This is a genomic window from Hymenobacter armeniacus (assembly GCF_014699055.1).
GTDB classification, from domain to species: Bacteria; Bacteroidota; Bacteroidia; order Cytophagales; family Hymenobacteraceae; genus Hymenobacter; species Hymenobacter armeniacus.
This window is the reverse complement of sequence record NZ_JACXAC010000007.1, coordinates 1-18,922: the sequence shown is the minus strand read 5'-3', so window position 1 is coordinate 18,922 and position 18,922 is coordinate 1. Positions and strand designations below refer to the sequence as shown.

General features: G+C 62.8%; 19 protein-coding genes. 14 read left to right on the top strand and 5 right to left on the bottom strand.

The window, feature by feature from the left end; all coding sequences use genetic code 11:
• The first annotated feature begins 118 nt into the window (after window positions 1-118).
• The gene (locus IC234_RS20065) at window positions 119-3,364 is read left to right on the top strand and encodes a T9SS type A sorting domain-containing protein (RefSeq protein ID WP_190928216.1); all 3,246 of its coding nucleotides are present in this window, start codon (window positions 119-121) and stop codon (window positions 3,362-3,364) included.
• A 97-nt stretch (window positions 3,365-3,461) separates the two neighbouring features.
• On the opposite strand, the gene IC234_RS20060 is transcribed toward IC234_RS20065, so the two are convergent.
• Window positions 3,462-4,460, bottom strand: coding sequence for an AAA family ATPase (locus IC234_RS20060; RefSeq protein ID WP_190928214.1), 999 nt, complete (start codon window positions 4,458-4,460; stop codon window positions 3,462-3,464).
• 281 nt (window positions 4,461-4,741) lie between these two features.
• Here IC234_RS20060 and IC234_RS20055 point away from each other — a divergent pair, with 281 nt between their 5' ends.
• From IC234_RS20055 to IC234_RS20015, 9 genes are all read left to right on the top strand, one after another.
• Window positions 4,742-4,954: a PID-CTERM protein-sorting domain-containing protein gene (locus IC234_RS20055; protein WP_223827815.1), complete on the top strand. Its 213-nt coding sequence runs from the start codon at window positions 4,742-4,744 to the stop codon at window positions 4,952-4,954.
• 96 nt (window positions 4,955-5,050) lie between these two features.
• On the top strand, window positions 5,051-5,608 hold the full coding sequence (xrtX, locus tag IC234_RS20050) for an exosortase X (protein WP_190928212.1): 558 nt from the start codon (window positions 5,051-5,053) through the stop codon (window positions 5,606-5,608).
• On the top strand, window positions 5,601-6,095 hold the full coding sequence (locus IC234_RS20045) for an XrtX-associated membrane protein (protein WP_190928210.1): 495 nt from the start codon (window positions 5,601-5,603) through the stop codon (window positions 6,093-6,095). Before xrtX ends, IC234_RS20045 begins: the two co-directional genes overlap by 8 nt.
• Window positions 6,096-6,350: 255 nt before the next feature.
• Entirely contained in the window at window positions 6,351-7,427 is a 1,077-nt protein-coding gene (gene paaE, locus IC234_RS20040) for a 1,2-phenylacetyl-CoA epoxidase subunit PaaE (protein ID WP_190928208.1), read from the top strand.
• Window positions 7,428-7,467: 40 nt separating this feature from the next.
• On the top strand, window positions 7,468-8,424 hold the full coding sequence (gene paaA, locus IC234_RS20035; RefSeq protein WP_190928206.1) for a 1,2-phenylacetyl-CoA epoxidase subunit PaaA: 957 nt from the start codon (window positions 7,468-7,470) through the stop codon (window positions 8,422-8,424).
• 123 nt (window positions 8,425-8,547) lie between these two features.
• A complete protein-coding gene (gene paaB, locus IC234_RS20030) occupies window positions 8,548-8,835 on the top strand; it encodes a 1,2-phenylacetyl-CoA epoxidase subunit PaaB (RefSeq protein WP_190928204.1) in 288 nt (95 codons plus the stop codon).
• 5 nt (window positions 8,836-8,840) lie between these two features.
• The gene (gene paaC / locus IC234_RS20025; protein ID WP_190928202.1) at window positions 8,841-9,641 is read left to right on the top strand and encodes a 1,2-phenylacetyl-CoA epoxidase subunit PaaC; all 801 of its coding nucleotides are present in this window, start codon (window positions 8,841-8,843) and stop codon (window positions 9,639-9,641) included.
• Complete coding sequence (gene paaD / locus IC234_RS20020; protein ID WP_190928200.1) at window positions 9,635-10,144, top strand: 1,2-phenylacetyl-CoA epoxidase subunit PaaD; 510 nt, start codon at window positions 9,635-9,637, stop codon at window positions 10,142-10,144. The genes paaC and paaD overlap by 7 nt, the downstream gene beginning before the upstream one ends.
• Before the next feature lie 9 nt (window positions 10,145-10,153).
• The gene (locus IC234_RS20015) at window positions 10,154-11,314 is read left to right on the top strand and encodes a 3-hydroxyacyl-CoA dehydrogenase NAD-binding domain-containing protein (RefSeq protein WP_190928198.1); all 1,161 of its coding nucleotides are present in this window, start codon (window positions 10,154-10,156) and stop codon (window positions 11,312-11,314) included.
• Between the two features lie 13 nt (window positions 11,315-11,327).
• Here the strand turns inward: IC234_RS20015 and IC234_RS20010 are convergent, their stop codons facing one another.
• The 3 genes from IC234_RS20010 to IC234_RS20000 all read right to left on the bottom strand — a co-directional run bounded on the left by IC234_RS20010 (window position 11,328) and on the right by IC234_RS20000 (window position 13,881).
• Complete coding sequence (locus IC234_RS20010) at window positions 11,328-11,942, bottom strand: DUF6134 family protein (RefSeq protein WP_190928196.1); 615 nt, start codon at window positions 11,940-11,942, stop codon at window positions 11,328-11,330.
• An 80-nt stretch (window positions 11,943-12,022) separates the two neighbouring features.
• Window positions 12,023-12,991, bottom strand: a complete 969-nt coding sequence (arsM, locus tag IC234_RS20005) for an arsenosugar biosynthesis arsenite methyltransferase ArsM (RefSeq protein WP_190928194.1) — start codon at window positions 12,989-12,991, stop codon at window positions 12,023-12,025.
• Between the two features lie 92 nt (window positions 12,992-13,083).
• Window positions 13,084-13,881 carry a DUF547 domain-containing protein gene (locus IC234_RS20000; protein ID WP_190928192.1) on the bottom strand — a complete coding sequence of 266 codons (798 nt, stop codon included), beginning with the start codon at window positions 13,879-13,881 and terminating at the stop codon, window positions 13,084-13,086.
• Window positions 13,882-14,034: 153 nt separating this feature from the next.
• Here IC234_RS20000 and IC234_RS19995 point away from each other — a divergent pair, with 153 nt between their 5' ends.
• The 4 genes from IC234_RS19995 (at window position 14,035) to arsS (ending at window position 17,772) form a co-directional block, all read left to right on the top strand.
• The gene (locus tag IC234_RS19995; protein WP_190928190.1) at window positions 14,035-14,727 is read left to right on the top strand and encodes a TIGR04283 family arsenosugar biosynthesis glycosyltransferase; all 693 of its coding nucleotides are present in this window, start codon (window positions 14,035-14,037) and stop codon (window positions 14,725-14,727) included.
• Complete coding sequence (locus IC234_RS19990; RefSeq protein WP_190928188.1) at window positions 14,727-15,716, top strand: NAD-dependent epimerase/dehydratase family protein; 990 nt, start codon at window positions 14,727-14,729, stop codon at window positions 15,714-15,716. Before IC234_RS19995 ends, IC234_RS19990 begins: the two co-directional genes overlap by 1 nt.
• 31 nt (window positions 15,717-15,747) lie before the next feature.
• On the top strand, window positions 15,748-16,599 hold the full coding sequence (locus IC234_RS19985; protein ID WP_317173417.1) for an SDR family oxidoreductase: 852 nt from the start codon (window positions 15,748-15,750) through the stop codon (window positions 16,597-16,599).
• 126 nt (window positions 16,600-16,725) lie between these two features.
• The gene (arsS, locus tag IC234_RS19980) at window positions 16,726-17,772 is read left to right on the top strand and encodes an arsenosugar biosynthesis radical SAM (seleno)protein ArsS (protein WP_190928486.1); all 1,047 of its coding nucleotides are present in this window, start codon (window positions 16,726-16,728) and stop codon (window positions 17,770-17,772) included.
• Window positions 17,773-17,852: 80 nt separating this feature from the next.
• Here arsS and IC234_RS19975 read toward each other — a convergent pair whose 3' ends face one another.
• Entirely contained in the window at window positions 17,853-18,485 is a 633-nt protein-coding gene (locus tag IC234_RS19975; RefSeq protein WP_190928186.1) for a TIGR04282 family arsenosugar biosynthesis glycosyltransferase, read from the bottom strand.
• Window positions 18,486-18,922: the final 437 nt, after the last annotated feature.

Genomic DNA, 18,922 nt, shown 5'->3' with positions numbered 1-18,922 from the left:
TGGTGTCTAATGTGTAATTTGGGCGCAGGTTCATTGCTTGTTGCCGGACCTGTGGCCGCTTACGGCCCTTTTGTTTCATCACTTCCCCTTTTTTATTCCTCACTTTTCCCCCATTTTCATGCTTACAACCTTACAGACCCGGCTGAAAACAGCCAGCCGGTGGCTGCCGGTGGCCTTGTTGCCACTGCTGCCACTCGCGGCAAGCGCCCAGCAACTGGGCTATTCGCCGACGAGCGCCACCAACGTGGCCGGTACCTACACCGACCTGGGCACCAATGGCACGGCCATCACCACGTCGAGCACCGACGACGCCAACTCGGCTGCGCAAAACATTGGCTTCACGTTCACATACAACGGGACTGCGTTCACGCAATTTGTGCTGAACACCAATGGCCTGATACGTCTGGGCAGCGCCGCTCCCTCGGTGGCCAACCTGTTTGGCGTATACGAGACCGGGCAGACGGCACCGGGGGTCGACCCGGTGGGCAGCACCAACGCGGCCGACGTGAACCTGATTATGCCGTTCAACTTCGACCTCATCCCGGGCACCGGTACCGCTGAATACCGTGTGGCCACTACCGGCACGGCCCCCAACCGGGTGTGCACCATTCAGTGGAAAAACGTGAGCGACAAGTCGGGCACGGCTCGCCTGAGCCAGTACGCCAACATGTCTTTCCAAGCTAAGCTCTACGAAACCACCAACAACATCGAGTTCGTGTACGGCCCGACCACAGCGTCGACTAATACGGCTATTTCGCGCTTTCCCAGCGTGGGCATTAAGGGTTCGGGCTCGGGCAACGGGCAAACGGTGCTGGCCAACAAAACCACTGGTGCGGCGGCGTGGTCGACCACGGCGTTTATCACCGGCGTTTACACCGGTACTACCCACAACTTCAACGCTACGGCGCTCCCCGACGCCGGCCGCACTTACCGTTTCGCCCCGGGCACCATTACGCCCCCAGCCAACGACGACTGCGCAGGTGCTATTGCCTTGACGGTGGGCACGTCGTGCACCAACGTTACGGCCAACAACAGCTTGGCCACGGCTTCGGCAGGCGTTCCCGCTCCGGGCGCTACCTGCTTCGGCACCACCCCTCCCACTGTCGGCAACGACGTGTGGTACACGGTGGTAGTGCCAGCCACCGGCACGGTAACGATAACGACGAGTGCCGCGACGGGCTCGCCCGTTACGGACACCGGCCTGCTCATCTATTCGGGCACCTGCAGCGCCCTCACCGAAATCGGCTGCAACGATGCCATTTCGACTACCAATGAATTCTCGAGTGCAACCGTAACGGGCCGCACCCCGGGCTCCACGTTGTACGTGCGGGCCTTCACCTACCCCGGCACCGATGCCGGCGCGTTTGGCATTTGCGCCACTACCGTGGCGCCCAACGACGCTTCGGTTCGCATGGTGTACGCCCTCACCAAGCTGCCCATTCCGCAGGGCGCGCCCCACACCGTGAGCGCCTACGTGACCAACACCGGCACTAGCGCCCAAACAAACCTGGTGGTGACCCTGAACGTGACGGGTGCCAACACCTTCACCAACACCCAGACCGTGGCTTCGCTGGCCGCCGGCGCCAGCACCACGGTGACGTTTGCACCCTACGTGCCCACCGCTACCGGCAACAACACCGTGACCGTGACGGTACCCGCCGACGACAATACGGGCAACAACGCATCCAGCGTGACGCAGGTGGTGAACACCTCGGACTACTCGTATAACGACGGCACGCAGCCGACTTCGGCTCGTGGCTTCGGCCCCAGCACCACGTTTACGGGTGCTTTCCTGACCAAGTTCACGGCCAACACGTCGGTGAACGTGACCCAGGTTCGTGCCTTCCTGGTGAACTTCGCGGGCGCTCCCAGCCCCACCATCGGCAAAACGGTATACGCTGTGGTAATGAACCCCACCACGGGCGCCGTCCTCGGCCGTTCTCCCGACTACGTGGTAACTGCTGCCGACGTAGCCGGCACTGGCTACACCAACTTCACCCTGAGCACGCCGGTAGCCCTGGCCGCCGGTGACTTCCTCGTAGGCTTGGCGCAGACTTACCAGACGGGCCAGACCGCCCAATATTTCCCGCTGGGCACCCAGCCCGAAGTATATACCCGGGCCGGTCAGTACTTCACTTCCTCGGCTACCACGGCCGCGGCGCCAGTCGACGTGACTACCGTGGCCAACGCCACCCGCGACTTCCGCTTCATGCTGGAAGCCGTGACGACCTCGACCAGCGCCCCGGCTTGCACCCCGGTGAACAACTTGGCGGCTGGTTCCATCACCCAGACCGGCGCCACCATCACCTTCACGGCTCCGGCCGGCACGGGTGGCTACGTAGTGACCTACACTGCCGCTGGTGGCACGCCCGTAACCGTGACGCCGGCCCCCACGGGCTCGCCCATCACCCTCACCGGCTTGGCCTCGGGCACCACTTACACCGTGAGCGTGGTAACGTCGTGCTCGACGGGTGCCAACTCCATCCCTGTGACGACGACCTTCACCACCCTACTGCCCCCCGCCACCTACGCCACGTTGCCGGTTAACGAAGGCTTCGAAGGCACTTGGATTAGCGTGGGCGGCACGCGCGACGTGCCCACCAACAGCTGGCGCAACACGCCCGCTACAGGCGACAACTCTTGGCGTCGCGAAGACGATGGCTTTGCTTCGGCCAACTGGCAATACCAGTCCTACGAAACGCCTTCGACCAGCAACCCCACGCCTCCTTACGTGACGCGTTCGAGCACCGGCGCCCACTCGGCCCGCTTCCACACCTTCGGCTCGCCCATTGGCTCCCAGGGCAAGTTTGACCTCTACGCCAACCTGAGCGGCACCGCCGGTGCCCGTACGCTGACGTTTGACTTCATCAACCCCAGCGGCACCGACAAAGTGGACGTGTTTTACAGCACCGACGGTGGCGCTACCTTCACCACCACGCCCCTGCTGACGGCTACCACCAACACGGCCTTCACGGCCAAGACGGTGGTTATCCCCAGCACCTCGGCCACGACGGTGATTCGCTTCCAGGCCACTTCGGACTTCGGCCAAGACGACATGGGCATCGACAACGTACGCCTGAGCATCATCTCGTCGAGCCGCAACGAAGCCCTGGCCGCCACGGTGGGCCTCTACCCCAACCCGGCACACCAGAACTTCACGCTGGATGTACCGGCCGGCAGCCTGCACGCTGCTACCGCTACGCTCATCAACTCGCTCGGCCAGACGGTGTTGACCCAGCAGCTGAGCCTGCCCACCGCCGGTGGCAGCACGAAGTTCGACGTGAGCCGCCTTGCGGCTGGCGTGTACTCGCTGCAGCTGAAGTCGGGCAACGACCTCGTGGTGAAGCGCGTGGTGGTTGAATAACCATTGCAGCACTTCGCATAAAAAAAGGGCTGACCATATGGTCAGCCCTTTTTTTATGGCAGTTGGTTTAGCTACCGCTACTTGCGTTGAGCGCCGCTTAGCTAATGGGCACCTTGCGCAGGATGGCCTCGATAAGGTCTTGGGTACGAATGCCGTCGGCTTCGGCTTCGTAGGTGAGCAGGATGCGGTGGTTGAGCACGTCGGCGGCCACTTCCTTGATGTCTTCGGGCAGCACGTAGTCGCGGCCTTCGAGGTAGGCCACGGCCTTGGAGGCGCGGTGCAGGGCAATGCTGGCGCGCGGGCTGGCCCCGAATTGCACGGCCTGGGCAAACTCGGGCAGGTCGTAGTCGGCGGGGCGGCGGGTGGCAAAGACCAGTTCAATGAGGTACTTCTCCAACGTGTCGGAAATCTGTACCTGGTTGATTTGCTGCCGAATGCCGTAGATGTCGGCCTGCGTCAGCACCGGCTGCACGTCTTCCACGAAGCTGAGGTTGGCCATGCGGCGCATCACCTCCAGCTCGTCGGCTTTTTTGAGGTAATCGACGTGCACTTTCAGCATGAACCGGTCGACCTGGGCCTCGGGCAAGGGGTAGGTGCCTTCCTGCTCCACGGGGTTTTGGGTAGCCAGCACCAGAAACGGCAGGTCGAGCGGGTAGGTGGTGTCGCCGATGGTGACCTGCTTTTCCTGCATGGCTTCGAGCAGGGCGCTCTGCACTTTGGCCGGCGAGCGGTTGATTTCGTCGGCCAGCACGAGGTTGGCAAAAATCGGCCCCTTCTTCACCTCGAAGATGGATTGGTTCTGGTTGTAAATCATGGTGCCCACCAGGTCGGAGGGCAGCAGGTCGGGGGTGAACTGCACCCGCTGAAAGTGCAGGTGCAGCACCTTGGCCAGCGTGGAAATGGTGAGGGTTTTGGCCAGGCCGGGCACGCCTTCGAGCAGGATGTGCCCGCCCGTGAACAGGCCGATGAGCAGGCGGCTAAGCAGGGGCTGCTGGCCCACCACCACTTTGCCCATCTCGGCAAATACTTGGCGAATGAGGGGATGGTAGTCGGCGGGGCCGGCTGCTGGCGCGGCAGCGTCGGAAGGAGAAAGCATGGGCTAGGAAAACAAGCGAAACAGCTGCCGCAAGGTAGGCACGCCGCCGGAGTAGCACGCCACGCCTCACGGCCGCGTGGTATTTTCAGGCGAGCAGGCAAACCAAGCCCGCCGGGCTCCGTAGTGGAAAACCGTCCGCTTCTCCTTTATTTAATGCCCCAAACACCGGCTTATCATTTAACACAGATAATACTTTCCGAAAGCTATATTTTAAAAACATTGTGATACATTTACCGCTCTGGTTGCCTACGCATTTCACTTCACCTTCTCAGCCCTAACGCATGAAATCATCTCTCCTAACTCGCTTGCTGCCAGCTTTTACCCTCGTGCTGGCCTTTGCCGGAACCGTACTGGCCCAGGGCCCTGGCTCGGGCGGCCCCACGCCCAGCACGCCCGCCGCTGAAGTGCCGCTGGATGGCGGCGCCTCGCTGCTGCTGGCCGGCGGGGTGGCCTACGGCCTCAAGCGCCTGCGCGACCGCCGCAAGAAAGCGTAGCCTCTGCTTCCAAACCGCCCGCATTAGCACGACGGCCTTTCTGCTGAGAAAGGCCGTCTTTTTTTGCACCTTCGCAGCTGCTATCTTTCCTGCCCTATGCTCCCATCCGCCCCCGCCGCCGGCGCGCCGCCCGACAATCGGCTGCTGTTTCGCTTTTTGCTTGTGGCCGCGGCCATGTACCTGGCGTGGTTTTTCGGCTATCAGCAATGGCTGGGCCCCGATGGGCGCCTCGACGCCGCGCTGTGCGCCCAGATTACGCGCAGCAGCGTGGGCCTGCTACAAGGGCTGGGGTTTGAGGCGTCGGTGAGCCCCACCTACGACCAATTGGTTCTTATGAGTGGCCGACCTTCGGTGGTGGTGTACCCGCCTTGCAACGGGCTGGTGCTGTACGCGTTGTTTGGGGGCTTCGTGCTGGCATTTCCGGGGCCGTGGCGGCGCAAGGCGTGGTTTATTCCGGCCGGCATGGCCCTCATTTGGGGGCTGAACGTGCTGCGCGTGGCCGCGCTGGCCATCAACCACCGCTACGCGCATTCGTCGCTGGAATTCAACCACCACTACACGTTCAACTTCGTGGTGTACGGCTGCATTTTCGGTCTCTGGATGCTGTGGGCCCGGCGCCTGGCCGTGGCTCCCAACGCCCCAGCCCATGACTGAACAGGTATTGGCTCGCCGCGGCAACGGGGTCCGCTGGGTGCTGGTAGGGGCGCTGCTGGCGGCCCTGCTCCTGCTGGGCGTGTACGACGTGACGGTGCTGACTTTCCTAACGAAATGGTGGCAACGCATGCTGGCCGCCGTGGGGCTGCGCCAGCAAGTCGAAGCCCTGCAGCAAAACATCAGCGGTAGCGTGGTGAAGCGGCCGCTGCCGGTGGTGGCCACCTACGCGGTGGGCTACCTGAGCATTTGCCTGCTGCTGCTGCGCCTGCTGCTGCCAGCGGCTGCGCAATGGCGCCTCGTGCTGCGGCTATATGCCGGCACGCTGGCTGTGTACGTGGCCCTGGTGGTGCTGGGCAAACTGGCCGGCGATGCCCAATGGGCCTACCGCCTCAGCCGCCAACTGCTGGACTTTGTGGTGAGCCCGCTGCCCGTGGCGGGGCTGTATGTGCTGCTGCGCTCGGGGTTTGGGGCAAGAGCCGCCGCCTGAACAACTCCGCCCATCTTGCAACAACAAAAGGCTGAACGTGCAGCGCTTCCAGCTCATGCGTGAAAGCCGCGTTTGTGGCATTTTTATTAAAACAAACACTCGTTAGCTTTTGGGGTTATATTGACTATATTTGTAATGTCGCCGACTGCTGCCTTTTGTATTGGCAACCAGTAGGTGGCCTTCTGACTGCTGGCTTTCGGAGCGGCGGTTGGAAGTATTTCCGCCCACGCCCTCACTGCTCATCCCATCCCACCCATGAGCCGGTTTCATAAGCTTACCATCAAGAATATCCGTCGCGAGACGCCCGACTGCGTTTCGCTGGCGTTTGACGTGCCGGCCGAGCTGCGCGACACGTTTCGCTACACGCCCGGCCAGTACCTCACCCTGCGCCGCGAACACGAGGGCGAAGAGCTGCGGCGGTCCTACTCCATTTGCAGCAGCCCGCTGGACGATGAGTGGCGCGTGGCCATCAAGAAAGTGCCCGAAGGCCGTTTTTCCACCTTTGCCGTGGAAGGCCTCCACGCCGGCGACACCCTCGACGTGATGCCGCCGCAGGGGCGCTTCTCGCCCAGCCTGCACCCCACGCAGGCCAAGCGCTACGCGCTGTTTGCGGCCGGCAGCGGCATCACCCCTATCCTGAGCATTGCCAAGACGGTGCTGCTCACCGAGCCGGGCAGCCACGTGTACCTGGTGTACGGCAACCGCGGCCGCAATTCCATTATTTTCAAAGAGGCCATTGAAGGGCTGAAGAACAAATTCCTTAACCGGCTGAGCGTGTACCACGTGCTGAGCCGTGAGCAAGGCGACAGCGAGTTGTTTTTCGGCCGCCTCGGCTACGCCAAAGCGGCGGAATTTCTGCAAAAAATAGTGCCCGCCGATCGGCTCGACGAGGCCTACATCTGCGGACCGGAGGAGATGATTCACGGCGTGAAGCAGGCGTTGACGGAAGCCGGCGTGGCGGCCGAGCACATTCACTTTGAGCTTTTTGCCTCCAGCAGCAGCCCGGCCACGGCCCGGGCCGCCACGCCCCGGTCGGTGGGCGACGACGACCAGAAAAGCCAGGTAACGGTGCAGCTCGACGGCCGCGCTTACCCGCTGGCCATGTCGTACTACGGCGACACGGTGCTCGATGCCCTGCTGGCCATTGGGGTGGACGCGCCTTATTCCTGCAAAAACGGCATGTGCAGCACCTGCCGGGCGCGCGTCACGGCCGGCACCGCCGAGATGGACGTAAACTACTCGCTGTCCGACACCGAAGTGGCCAAGGGCTACGTACTTACTTGCCAGGCCCGGCCCACCACGCCGGAAGTTACGGTTGACTTTGACCAGTAGCCGCTTCTCTCCCATTCACCCGAAACCCACCCATTCAGTCATGGAAACGCTCGAACAAGTCCTCACCCCGGAAGAACAGTTTCAGGCCCGCATCGATGCCGACGTGCGCATCGAGCCCAAGGACTGGATGCCGGAGGCGTACCGCAAAACCCTCATTCGCCAGATTTCGCAGCACGCCCACTCCGAACTGGTGGGCATGCTGCCCGAAGGCAACTGGATTACCCGCGCCCCTTCGCTCAAGCGCAAATCCATTTTGCTGGCCAAGGTGCAGGACGAAGCCGGCCACGGCCTCTACCTCTACAGCGCCGCCGAGACCCTGGGCACCACCCGCGACCAGATGCTGGCCGACCTGCACTCGGGCAAGGCTAAGTACAGCAGCATTTTCAACTACCCCACTCTCAGCTGGGCCGACATGGGCTGCGTGGGCTGGCTGGTGGACGGCGCCGCCATCCTGAACCAGGTGCCGCTGTGCCGCACTTCGTACGGGCCGTATGCCCGCGCCATGGTGCGCGTGTGCAAGGAAGAAAGCTTCCACCAGCGGCAGGGCTTCGAAATCATGCAAACGCTGTGCGAAGGCGCGCCCGAGCAGAAGGCCATGGCCCAAGAAGCCCTCAACCGCTGGTGGTGGCCCACGCTGATGATGTTCGGCCCGAAAGACGCCGACTCGCCCAACACCGAGCAAAGCATGAAATGGCGCATCAAGCGCTTCACCAACGACGAGCTGCGCCAGAAATTCGTGGACATGATGGTGCCCCAGGCCGAGTTCCTGGGCCTGACCGTGCCCGATGAAAAGGTGAAATGGAACGAGGAACGCCAGGCTTACGACTTCGGCGAAGTGAACTGGGACGAGTTCTGGGCCGTGGTGAAGGGCAATGGCCTGTGTAACCAAGAGCGCCTGCAGGCCCGGGTTTCGGCCCACGAAGAAGGCGCCTGGGTGCGCGAGGCGGCCAACGCCCACGCGGCCAAGCGCGCGGCGCGGGAGGCGGTAGCGGCGTAAACCTCACCCCCTCTCCCAAGGAGAGGAGAGCCAGATGACATTTTTACACTTAGCAACTAACCGCGCCGCCGTGGCTCCCCTCTCCCAAGGAGAGGGGCCGGGGGCGAGGTTTTTTCAAGCACAATGAATCAATCCGAATGGCCTCTGTGGGAGGTTTTCATCCGCAGCAAGCAGGGGCTTGACCACAAGCATGTGGGCAGCCTGCACGCCGCCGACGCTACCATGGCCGTGCAAAACGCCCGCGACGTGTACACGCGCCGCCTCGAAGGCGTGAGCATTTGGGTGGTGGAGTCGAAGCACATTCACGCTTCCAATCCCGACGACTCGGAGGCCTTCTTCGACCCGGCCGCCGACAAAGTGTACCGCCACCCCACGTTTTACGAGGTGCCGGATTCCATCAAACACATGTAATTGCCATGCTGCCGCAAAACGACTCCCGCGTGGCCGCTGCCACACCGGCCGCCGCCCCGGGCCCGCTGTTTCCCTTCGTGCTGCAGCTGGCCGACACCAGCCTGATTCTGGCGCACCGCCTTTCAGAGTGGTGCGGGCACGGCCCGGTGCTGGAGCAGGACTTGGCCATGGCCAACATTGCGCTGGACCTGCTGGGCGAAGCACGCAGCTACTACCAATACGCGGCTGAGCTGGAAGGCCAGGGCCGCACCGAAGACGACCTGGCGTATCTGCGCAGCGCCGTGGAATACCGCAACCCGCTGCTGGTGGAGCAGCCCAACAATGACTTTGCGCACACCATCCTGCGGCAGTTTCTGTTCGATAATTTCCACTACCACCTGCTGAAAGCGCTGCTCACTTGCCCTGATACGCAGCTGGCCGCTATTGCCGAGAAGTCGGTGAAAGAGGCTTCCTACCACCTCAAGTGGAGCTCGGAATGGGTGATTCGCCTCGGCGATGGCACGCCCGAGAGCCGGCAGCGGCTGGAGAAAGCCATTGCCACGCTCTGGCGCTTTGGCGAGGAGCTGACCACGGCCACTCCTTCCGAAAAAGCCCTACAGGAATTGGGCGTGCTGCCCGATTATGCCACGCTGCTGCCGGCCATGCAAGCGCATACCGCCTATGTGTTTGCCGAGGCCACGTTGCCACTGCCGGGCCCGGTATTTGGGCAGCAAGGCGGCAAAACCGGCCGCCACACCGAGCACTTGGGCTATCTGCTGTCGGAGCTGCAATACATGCAGCGCACGTACCCCGGCCTGACATGGTAACCGCCGCCGCTCCCACCGAAGCCCACATCTGGCAGCTGCTGGAAGAAGTGAGCGACCCCGAAGTGCCGGTGCTCAGCATCCTGGACTTGGGCATCGTGCGCGCGGTGGCCGTGGCGGGCGACCAGATTACCGTGACCATCACGCCCACCTACTCGGGCTGCCCGGCCATGAACGTCATTGCCACCGAAATCCGGCTGCGCTTGCTGGCGGAGGGCTATTCCAACGTGGTTATTCACAACCAGCTCAGCCCGGCCTGGACCACAGATTGGATGAGCCAGGCCGGCCGCGAGAAGCTGGAAGCTTACGGCATTGCTCCGCCCGTGGACGGCACAGCCACCGGCCACGTGCTCAACCTGTTTGGCAAAGACACGGCCGTGCGCTGCCCGGTGTGCAAATCGACGCACACGCATTTGGTGAGCCAGTTTGGCTCCACGGCTTGCAAAGCGCATTACCAATGCGACGACTGCCTGGAGCCTTTCGATTACTTCAAATGCCACAACTAGCCTGAACGCATGATAATTGGAATCATCGGCAGCGGGGCCATGGGCGCAGGCATTGCGCAAGTGGTGGCCGTGGCCGGACACGACGTGTATTTGCTCGACCAAAGTGCCACGGCGCTCGAAAAAGCCACCGCCGGTATTGCCAGCACCCTGCGCAAGCTGGCCGACAAAGGCAAAATATCGGCTGACGCCGCCGAAGCCAGCATCGCCCGCCTGCGCCCGACCACCGACATGCGCGATTTTGCCGGTTGCGGCCTGGTGCTCGAAGCCATTGTGGAAGAGCTGGCGGTGAAGCAGCAGGTATTCCGGCAGGTGGAAGCAGTGGTTTCGGCGGAGTGCATGCTGGCCAGCAACACGTCGTCGCTGTCCATTGCGTCCATTGCCGCGGCCTGCCAGCGGCCGGAACGGTTCATCGGCATTCATTTCTTCAACCCGGCCCCGCTCATGGCGCTGGTCGAAATCATTCCGGCCGTGCAAACGCGCGAGGGGCTGGCCGAGGAAGTTCGCAGCTTGGTGCACAGTTGGGGCAAGCTTCCGGTGCTGACCAAGGACACGCCCGGCTTCATCGTGAACCGCGTGGCGCGGCCTTTCTACGGCGAAGCCATCCGGCTGCTGGAAGAAGGCGTGGCCGACATGGCCACCATCGATTGGGCCCTGACCGAGTTGGGCGGCTTCCGCATGGGCCCGTTTGCCCTCATGGATTTCATCGGCCACGACGTGAACTACCGCGTCACGGAATCGGTGTTTTCCTCCTTCTTTTTTGACCCGCGCTTCAAGCCTTCTTTCACCCAGAAGCGCCTGTTTGAAGCCGGCTACTACGGGCGCAAAACGGGCCGCGGCTTCTACAACTACGCCGCCGATGCCGTACTCCCCGAGCCGAACCGCGACGCGCAGCTGGGCCACCAGATTGTGACCCGCGTGCTGGCCATGCTCATCAACGAAGCCGTGGATGCGCTGGCCCTCAACGTGGCCTCGAAGGAAGACCTGGAACTAGCCATGACCAAAGGCGTGAACTACCCCAAAGGCTTGCTGGCCTGGGCCGATGAGCTGGGCTTGCCACAGGTGCTGAATACGCTCGATGCCCTGTACGACGAGTACCACGAAGACCGGTACCGCGCCAGCCCCCTGCTGCGCCGCATGGTGCGCGCCGGCCAAACCTTCGCCGACCGGTAGCGCGTTGCCGGCCTCACGGCAGCAGCCGGATGATGAAGTTCTTGAGGGGGTTCTTTTTGATGATGGCGACCAGCTGGCCGTTGGCGTAGCGGTATTCGTCCTCGCGGCCGTCGCGCACGGCGCGGGTGGTGCCGTCTTTGGCCCGGGTGAGGGCAAAATAGTCGCCGAAGTATTCCGCAAAGGCCCGCGGCTGCCCGGCGGGCTCGGCGAAGAACATGTTGGTGACGGCGTAGCGAATGGGCTGGGTTTCGGTGGCTTCGTAGTGGTGCTTGTACTGGTGGGCCACGATGGCGTAATGGTCGCCTTTCCACTCGGTGCGCGAGGCGAAATCTCCTTGGTTGGTGTGGGCGTCGACGGTGGAAAGCAGGAGCTGGCCGTTGCGGAAGCGGTTCGTTACCTGGTAATAAATTTTCAGGTGATAGAACAGAAAATTTACTTTCACGTCGCTCACCAGCGTGTACACCTGCTCCGGGCCCACGGCTGGCTGGCGGGTTGCCGTCATGGTGCCCACCTGAAGGCCGGCCACCTCAATGGCGTAGCGGCGGACTTCGGCGGCGGGCTTGGCGGATTGTGCCAAGCTGGCCAGCGGGAAGGCGCAGAGCCAGAGCAGCGCGGGCAGCTTTTGCATGAATTGAGGACTAACAAAACGAAACGTCATGCTTCGCTGCGCTCCGCATGACGTTCTTTTTCTGAAGCTAGAGCCGCTGCCTAGCAGCAGCCGCCACCGTCGTAGTGATACGTGGAGGGCGACACGAAAATGTCGTCGCGGCCCAGGGCGAGCAGGGCGCCGGCCGTTTTGTCGCACACGGCCAGGGGCTGGTTGGCCAGCAGCACGTGCCCTTTCTGGTCGTCGAAGTACTCCTCGCCGCCGTAGTAGATGGCCGTGCGGCCGGTGAAGATGCAGGGGCCATCGGCCGGCATGGGGTCTTTGATGGCGCACACCTCCACGCTTTCGATGTAGATAAGCTCATCGGTGGCGTAGTGGCCGGGCGCCAGCACGCGGTAGGCCCGCTTGGCGCGCACCTCCACCGTGCCGAAGCCTACCTCGGTAATCATGTTCAGGTATTCCTGCAGCGGCAGCGAACCCGTGAGGCAGAGGGCGCGCAGGCGCTCGTCGGCGCGCAGTTCGTCACTCATGGGCTGCTCGCAGGTGGGGTCCGACATCACGAGGCGGCCGTGGGGCTTGAGCACGCGGTAAGTTTCCTGCAGGGCGCGCTTGAGGTCGTCGGTTTTGAAGATATTGAACAGGCAGTTTTGGGCGGCCACGTCCACGCTTTCGTCCTCCACGGGCAGGCCGAGGGCATCGCCAGACCGCAGGTCGATGAATTCGCGGCTGAACCAGTCGTTTTCCTGCTCGGCCGTTTCCATGTTCTGGCGCGAGGCGTCCAGCATTTCCTCCACCACGTCCACGCCGATAACGGCGCCCGGGCGGCGGCTGAAGTAGGAGAACTGGAGCAGCTCCATGCCGCCGCCCACGCCCACGTAGAGTACGGTGGGGCTGTTGGTGAGGTCGCGCGGGTTCACGGTGCTGCCGCAGCCGTAGTTCATGGCCAGCATGCGCTTCGGGATGCTCAGGCCGGGCAGCTGCCACACGGGGTTGGTGGTGCAGCAAAGGCCAACTTGCGGCTCTTGCGCCGCCTGGCGGTACACGTCGGCTGTGGTGTCGAGGTAACTCATTCAGTGGGGGTTGTAAGGAGCTTTAGGGCTCGGCAAGTGAGGCAAAAGGCCATGCTGCGCTCGGCAAGACGGTCGTTTCGGCCCCTCCGCCACTACTGCTGGTTCAGCTTCCAGTTGTAGTCCAGGTAGCTAACGGGTGTCTTTTCATCCATCTTGGTGGTGGAGTATTTATTCACCCACTTCGCCACCGATTGGCCGTTTTTGGTCCAGTCGCCCTTGTACCAATCGAAATACTTGGAAAGCTGCGCGCTGCCTTTGCCAATCTTGTTTTTGGCCGGGTTGTTCAAAAAGTCGCGGCCCTGGTCATCGAGCTGGCTGTCGAGCTTGGCGGCGGTGTAAGCTTCGTTGCGCAGGCGCGGGCAGCTCATCGAGGCGCACACCAGCGCGAAGTGAATGCGCGGGTCGTCGTACTTCTTGCGCAGCGTGCCGTGCTCGATGTTGTCGAGGCTCATTTTCTCGCCGCCGATGCTGAAAAACTTGATGGCCCAGGGCGTGGTCACGAACGGAATCTTGATTTTCGAACCAATGTCCTTGATGCTCTCCACCGGGTAGTGGTCGAGGATGAGGCGGATGGTGTAGGCGTTGTACGCGTTTATCCAGTAGGCCATTTGCTCCTGCTTGCACCAGCTGCTGCTGGGCTTGTTTTTGCTCAGCAGGTCGAGGTACTGGTTGAAGGTCTTTTCATCGGCCTTGAAGCCTTTATAGTCGACAAGCCCTTTGTCGTTGACGTGCTTTTTGAGCAGCTTGTCGAAAGCCGAATGGTCGACGGCCGCAGTAGCGGTGCCCGCTGCCACCGCGTGGCCGGGTCTGGCAGCATTCGCTGGCGCAGCCGAAGAGGCAGCTGCTACCGCGGCACTGATTGCGAGGAGAACGAAGGCGTTTTTTTTCATAAAAAGGTCGGTGACCGGAATATACGGGCGGGGGCCGCGAAAAAGATTGCCCGTACCCAAACTCAACTGTGCTGCGCCTGCGTAAGGTCGGGGAAATCGCCGGCGCCAAGTTTGCCGAAAAAGCCGGAAGTTGCGCTTTCTTTCCCGCCTGCCATGACGTTCAGCGTAATCATTCCCACCTTCAACGAAGCTGCCAACATTGCCCGGCTGGTGGCCGAACTGCGCCGGCACGCCCCGTCAAACGAGGTCGAACTATTGGTGGTAGACGCCCACAGCCCCGACGGCACCGCCGAGGCGGCGCGCCAGGCCGGGGCCACGGTGCTGCTCAGCCCCAAGCCCGGCCGCGCCGCCCAAATGAATTTTGGCGCCGCCCACGCCACCGGCGACATCCTCTACTTTGTGCACGCCGACGTAGGCATTCACCCCGATTACGTGGCCACCATCCGCCGGGCCGTGGCCGACGGGCACGAGGCCGGCTGCTACCGCTTCCGCTTCGATTCGCGGCACCCGCTGCTGCGCATCAACAGCTACGGCACGCGCTTCAAAGGCATCATGAGCCGCGGCGGCGACCAGACCTTGTTCATCACAAAAGCCTTGTTTCAGCGGCTGGGCGGCTTCAACGAGCGGTTCGTCATCATGGAGGACTTTGAAATCATCCGGCGCATTCGGCGGGTGGCTTCCTTCTACATCGTGCCGCAGGACGTGGTGGTGTCGGCTCGGAAATACGAAACCAACAGCTGGCTGCGCGTGCAGCTGGCCAACCTCACGGCCTTCGGCATGTTCTTTCTGAACGTGCCGCCGCCGCGCATCGCGCGCACCTACAAGGCCCTGCTCAACTACCGCTGATGCTGAGTCGCGTGCTTGTGACGGGTGCCAACGGCTTTCTGGGGCGCCATTTGGTGGAGGAGCTGGTGGCGCGCGGCCACGCCGTGCGGGCGCTGCTGCGGCCCGGCACCGCGCCGCCTTTTCCGGCCGAGTGGAACGTGACCGTGACCGAAGGCGACCTCACCGAGCCCAGCAGCGTGGCCGGCGCTGCCACCGGCTGCGCGGCCGTCATTCACGCCGCCGCGCTGGCCCAGGTGAATCCGGCCCGCAACCCGGCCGTGTGGGCGGCCAATTACGTCGGCACCCAAACCATGCTCCAACTGGCCCGCAAGGCCGAAGTGGGCCGTTTCGTCTACGTGGGCACGGCCAACGTTTTTGGCTTCGGCACCCGCCAACATCCCGGCGACGAAACCCGGCCCTTCGCCGGCCAGCGCTACGGCCTCGATTACATGGAGAGCAAAGTGGCCGCCACCGGGCTGGTGCGCCGTGCCGCGGCCGAGTGGCAGCTGCCGGCCGTGCTGGTGCACCCCACGTTCATGCTCGGGCCCGGCGATGCCAAGCCAACTTCCAACGCCTTGCTGCTGGAACTGTACCACGGCCGCCTGCCCGGCTACCCGCCCGGCGGCAAAAACTACGTGCACGTGCGCGACGTGGCGGCGGCCACCGTCAACGCCCTGACCATGGGCCGCGCGGGCGAATCTTACATTCTGGGCAATGAAAATTTGAGCTACCGCGAAGCTTTTGCGCTGATAGCCGGTTGTTTGCAGGTAAAAGCGCCGCGTTGGCCCATTCCGCCGGCCTTGGCCACAATCTACGGCCGCCTCTGCGACGTAAGGAGTAAGCTGACCGGCCGCCCTGGCCAGCTCAACGCCGCCATGGCGGCCGTGGCCAACGACGGCCATTACTTTACCGCTCACAAGGCCCGCACCGAGCTGGCCCTTCCCCAAACTCCCATTGCCCACGCCGTTGTCGACGCTTTTGCCTGGTTTGCAGCCCACCGCTATGTTTGACGGCGTGCCTATTCCGGCCACTACTGCCTCCGTGGCTCAGCCACTCCGGGCCGGGGCGCCGGCGAACCCGACCGGCCCGTTTGCCGGCCGGGTGGCCATTGTTACGGGGTCCGAGTCGGGCATTGGCCGCGAGACGGCTCGGCTGCTGTGCGAGCAGGGCGCCGCCGTGGTGCTCAACGGCCGCAACGCCGAGCGCCTGGAGCACACCCGCGCCGCGTTGGCCGCGGCCAGCCATTCGGTGGCCAGCTGCGTGGCCGACGTGACCGACTACGTATCCTGCGAAGAACTCGTCAACACGGCCATCGAAGCCTTCGGCCGGCTCGATATTCTGGTTACCAATGCCAGCATCTCGCAACGCGCTTACTTCGCTGACATGCAGCCGGACGTGTTTAAGCAGGTGATGGATAGCAACGTGTACGGCACCGTGTACCCGCTGAAGGCGGCCCTGCCGCACTTGATAAAGGCCAAAGGCAGCGTCACGTTTATCTCGTCCATTTCGGCCCTGAACGGCATGCCCAGCGGCTCGGCCTACTGCGCCGGTAAAGCGGCGGTGGCCAACTTGGCCCACACCCTGCGGCTGGAGCTGGCCCACACCGGCATTCACTTCGGGGTGGTGCACATCGGCTTCACCCAAAACGACCCCGAGAAGCGCGTGCTGGCGGCCGATGGGCAGCCCGTGCCCATTGCCCACCGCCCGCCCCGCTGGCAAAAAAGCCAGGCCGAAGTGGCCGCCATCATCCTCAAGCACATTCGGCGGCGGCGGCAGCGCACCGTTATTTCGGCGCTGGGCCGGCTCATTGTGCTGGTGCACACGTATTTCCCCCGGCTCGGCGATTGGGTGGTGCTGACCACCATTCGGCGGATGCGACATTTTTACGAATGACGGGGTTGGTCAATCTGCCGGCTTGGGCTTTTTCGTAAGGCTTCCGGCCGGCTTCTTCCCATAACTTGCTTCGATGTTAACGGTTGCGCTTAGCCGCCCTATCTGTGTTCTCTTATTAGTAGAATGATTAAGTCCCTTAAAGCCACCGGTCACCAGCTGGCCGATTCAGCCTTCCAGCTCACGGTACTAAGCCGCGAAGTGGCCGACACGCTGCACCTGCCGCGCTTTCACGAGAAGCTGCGCGAGTCGGCGCTGTTTCCGCTGCGGCCCGTGGCGCCGGCCGTGCTGCAAATCAACGTGGGCAAGATGTGCAACCAGGTGTGCAAGCACTGCCACGTGGATGCCGGCCCCGACCGCAAGGAAATCATGACCCGCGAAACGATGCAGCACTGCCTCGACGCGCTGGCCCAGACCGATATTCCGACGGTGGACCTGACCGGCGGCGCGCCCGAGATGAACCCCGATTTCCGGTGGTTTGTGGAGGAAATCAGCAAGCTGGGCCGCAAGGTGCTGGTGCGCTGCAACCTCACCATCATCGTGGCCAACAAGAAGTACTACGACCTGCCCGAGTTTTTCAAACGGCACGGCGTGGAAGTGGTGAGCTCCCTGCCCTTCTACAGCGCCGCCAAAACCGACAGCCAGCGCGGCGACGGCGTGTTTGAAGATTCCATTCGGGCCCTGAAAATGCTGAACGCCGTGGGCTACGGCCAGCCCGGCTCGGGCCTGGTGCTGAACCTGGTGTACAACCCCGCCGGCGCTTTCCTGCCGGGCTCGCAAAAGGGCCTGCAGGACCAGTTCAAGCGGGTGCTGCTGAAAGACCACGGCATCGTGTTCAACGACCTGTTTGCCATCACCAACATTCCGGTGAGCCGCTACCTCGACTACCTCATCGAGTCGGGCAACTACGCCGGCTACATGGAAAAGCTGGTGAACGCCTTCAACCCCGTGGCCGCGGCCGGCGTGATGTGCCGCAACACCATCTCGGTGGGTTGGGACGGCGGCCTCTACGACTGCGACTTCAACCAAATGCTGGATTTGTACGTGGCCAGCCCCGTGCAGCACATCCGCGACTTCGACGCGGCCACCCTCGACCGGCGCGCCATCGTCATCAACGAGCACTGCTACGGCTGCACGGCCGGCAGCGGCTCCAGCTGCGGCGGCGCGGTGGCGTAAGCTTTCGGGTCTCAGATTAAACGCAAAGAGCGGCGCTTCGTGGAAGCGCCGCTCTTTGTGTTGGCTTCGTTCGCTTGTACCTATACCGCTTTGGCAGCGCGCCAGGTAGCCAAATCGCGGCCGGAATCTACGTCGTGCAGCGTTGGCAGCTGCGCCACGCGGAGGCCCAGCCGGGCGGCGTCGGCCAGGGTGTCGGGCAGCACGGTGGCGGTGCTCCAGTTTTTGTGGGCGAATAGGGCGGGCTGTAGCTCGCGCAGGCCCAGCAGGTAGTACCCGCCGTCGTCGGCGGGCCCAATCACCACATCGTGGGTAGCCAGCGCTTCGAAGGCGGCGTGCAATAATTCCGGCGTCAGGCCCGGGCAGTCGGTGCCGATGATGACCACGCGTGACGCCCCGCCATCGAAAGCTTGGCTGAAAGCGTGGCTCATCCGCTCCCCGAGCGACTCGGCGGGCGGCTGCACCCGCCAAGGCAGGCCGGGCCATTCGGGCCGCGGCTCGGTGGGCCCAGCCGCGGGCACGGGGGCTTCGGCCAGCCAGACGGTGGCGGGCACCCGCGCCGCTGAGATGGCGCCGGCCGTGATGCCCAGCAGCTCGCGGTACACGGCCAGGGCGGCTTCCGGGCCGATGTCGGCTGCGAGGCGGGTTTTTACGCGGCCCAGAACGGGTTCGCGGGCGAAGACGAGGAGGTGGTGGGTGGCTAGAGTGGAATTCATGAAACTGCTTGCGAATTGCATCGCAAGCTACGACTGCCTCTTTCGACACTAGCTGCGGTGGCCGAAATGCTTCGCCGCGCCTCCCACAGCTGGTCCATCAACTGTTGATATGACTGAAATGCAGATTCTAATCTTACCATCACAAAATAAATATTTTGATTTCCAACAATTTATATCAACAGTGGAACTAAAATTGTGGATTACCTAAATCACCCGGCATACTCATATTACCACATCCAGCAACCGTCTCAAAACCCACGTCTTATTGCCCACATCTTTTCCTTTCCACTCATGAAACATCGTTTACCGTTCCTCTACTTTCTACTCGTGTTGGGCGGCCTGCTCTTGGGCAGTGCGCCGGAAGCGCGGGCGTCGCACTTGCTGGGCGGCGACATGACCTACGTCTCGCTGGGCAACAACCAGTACCGGGTCAAGTT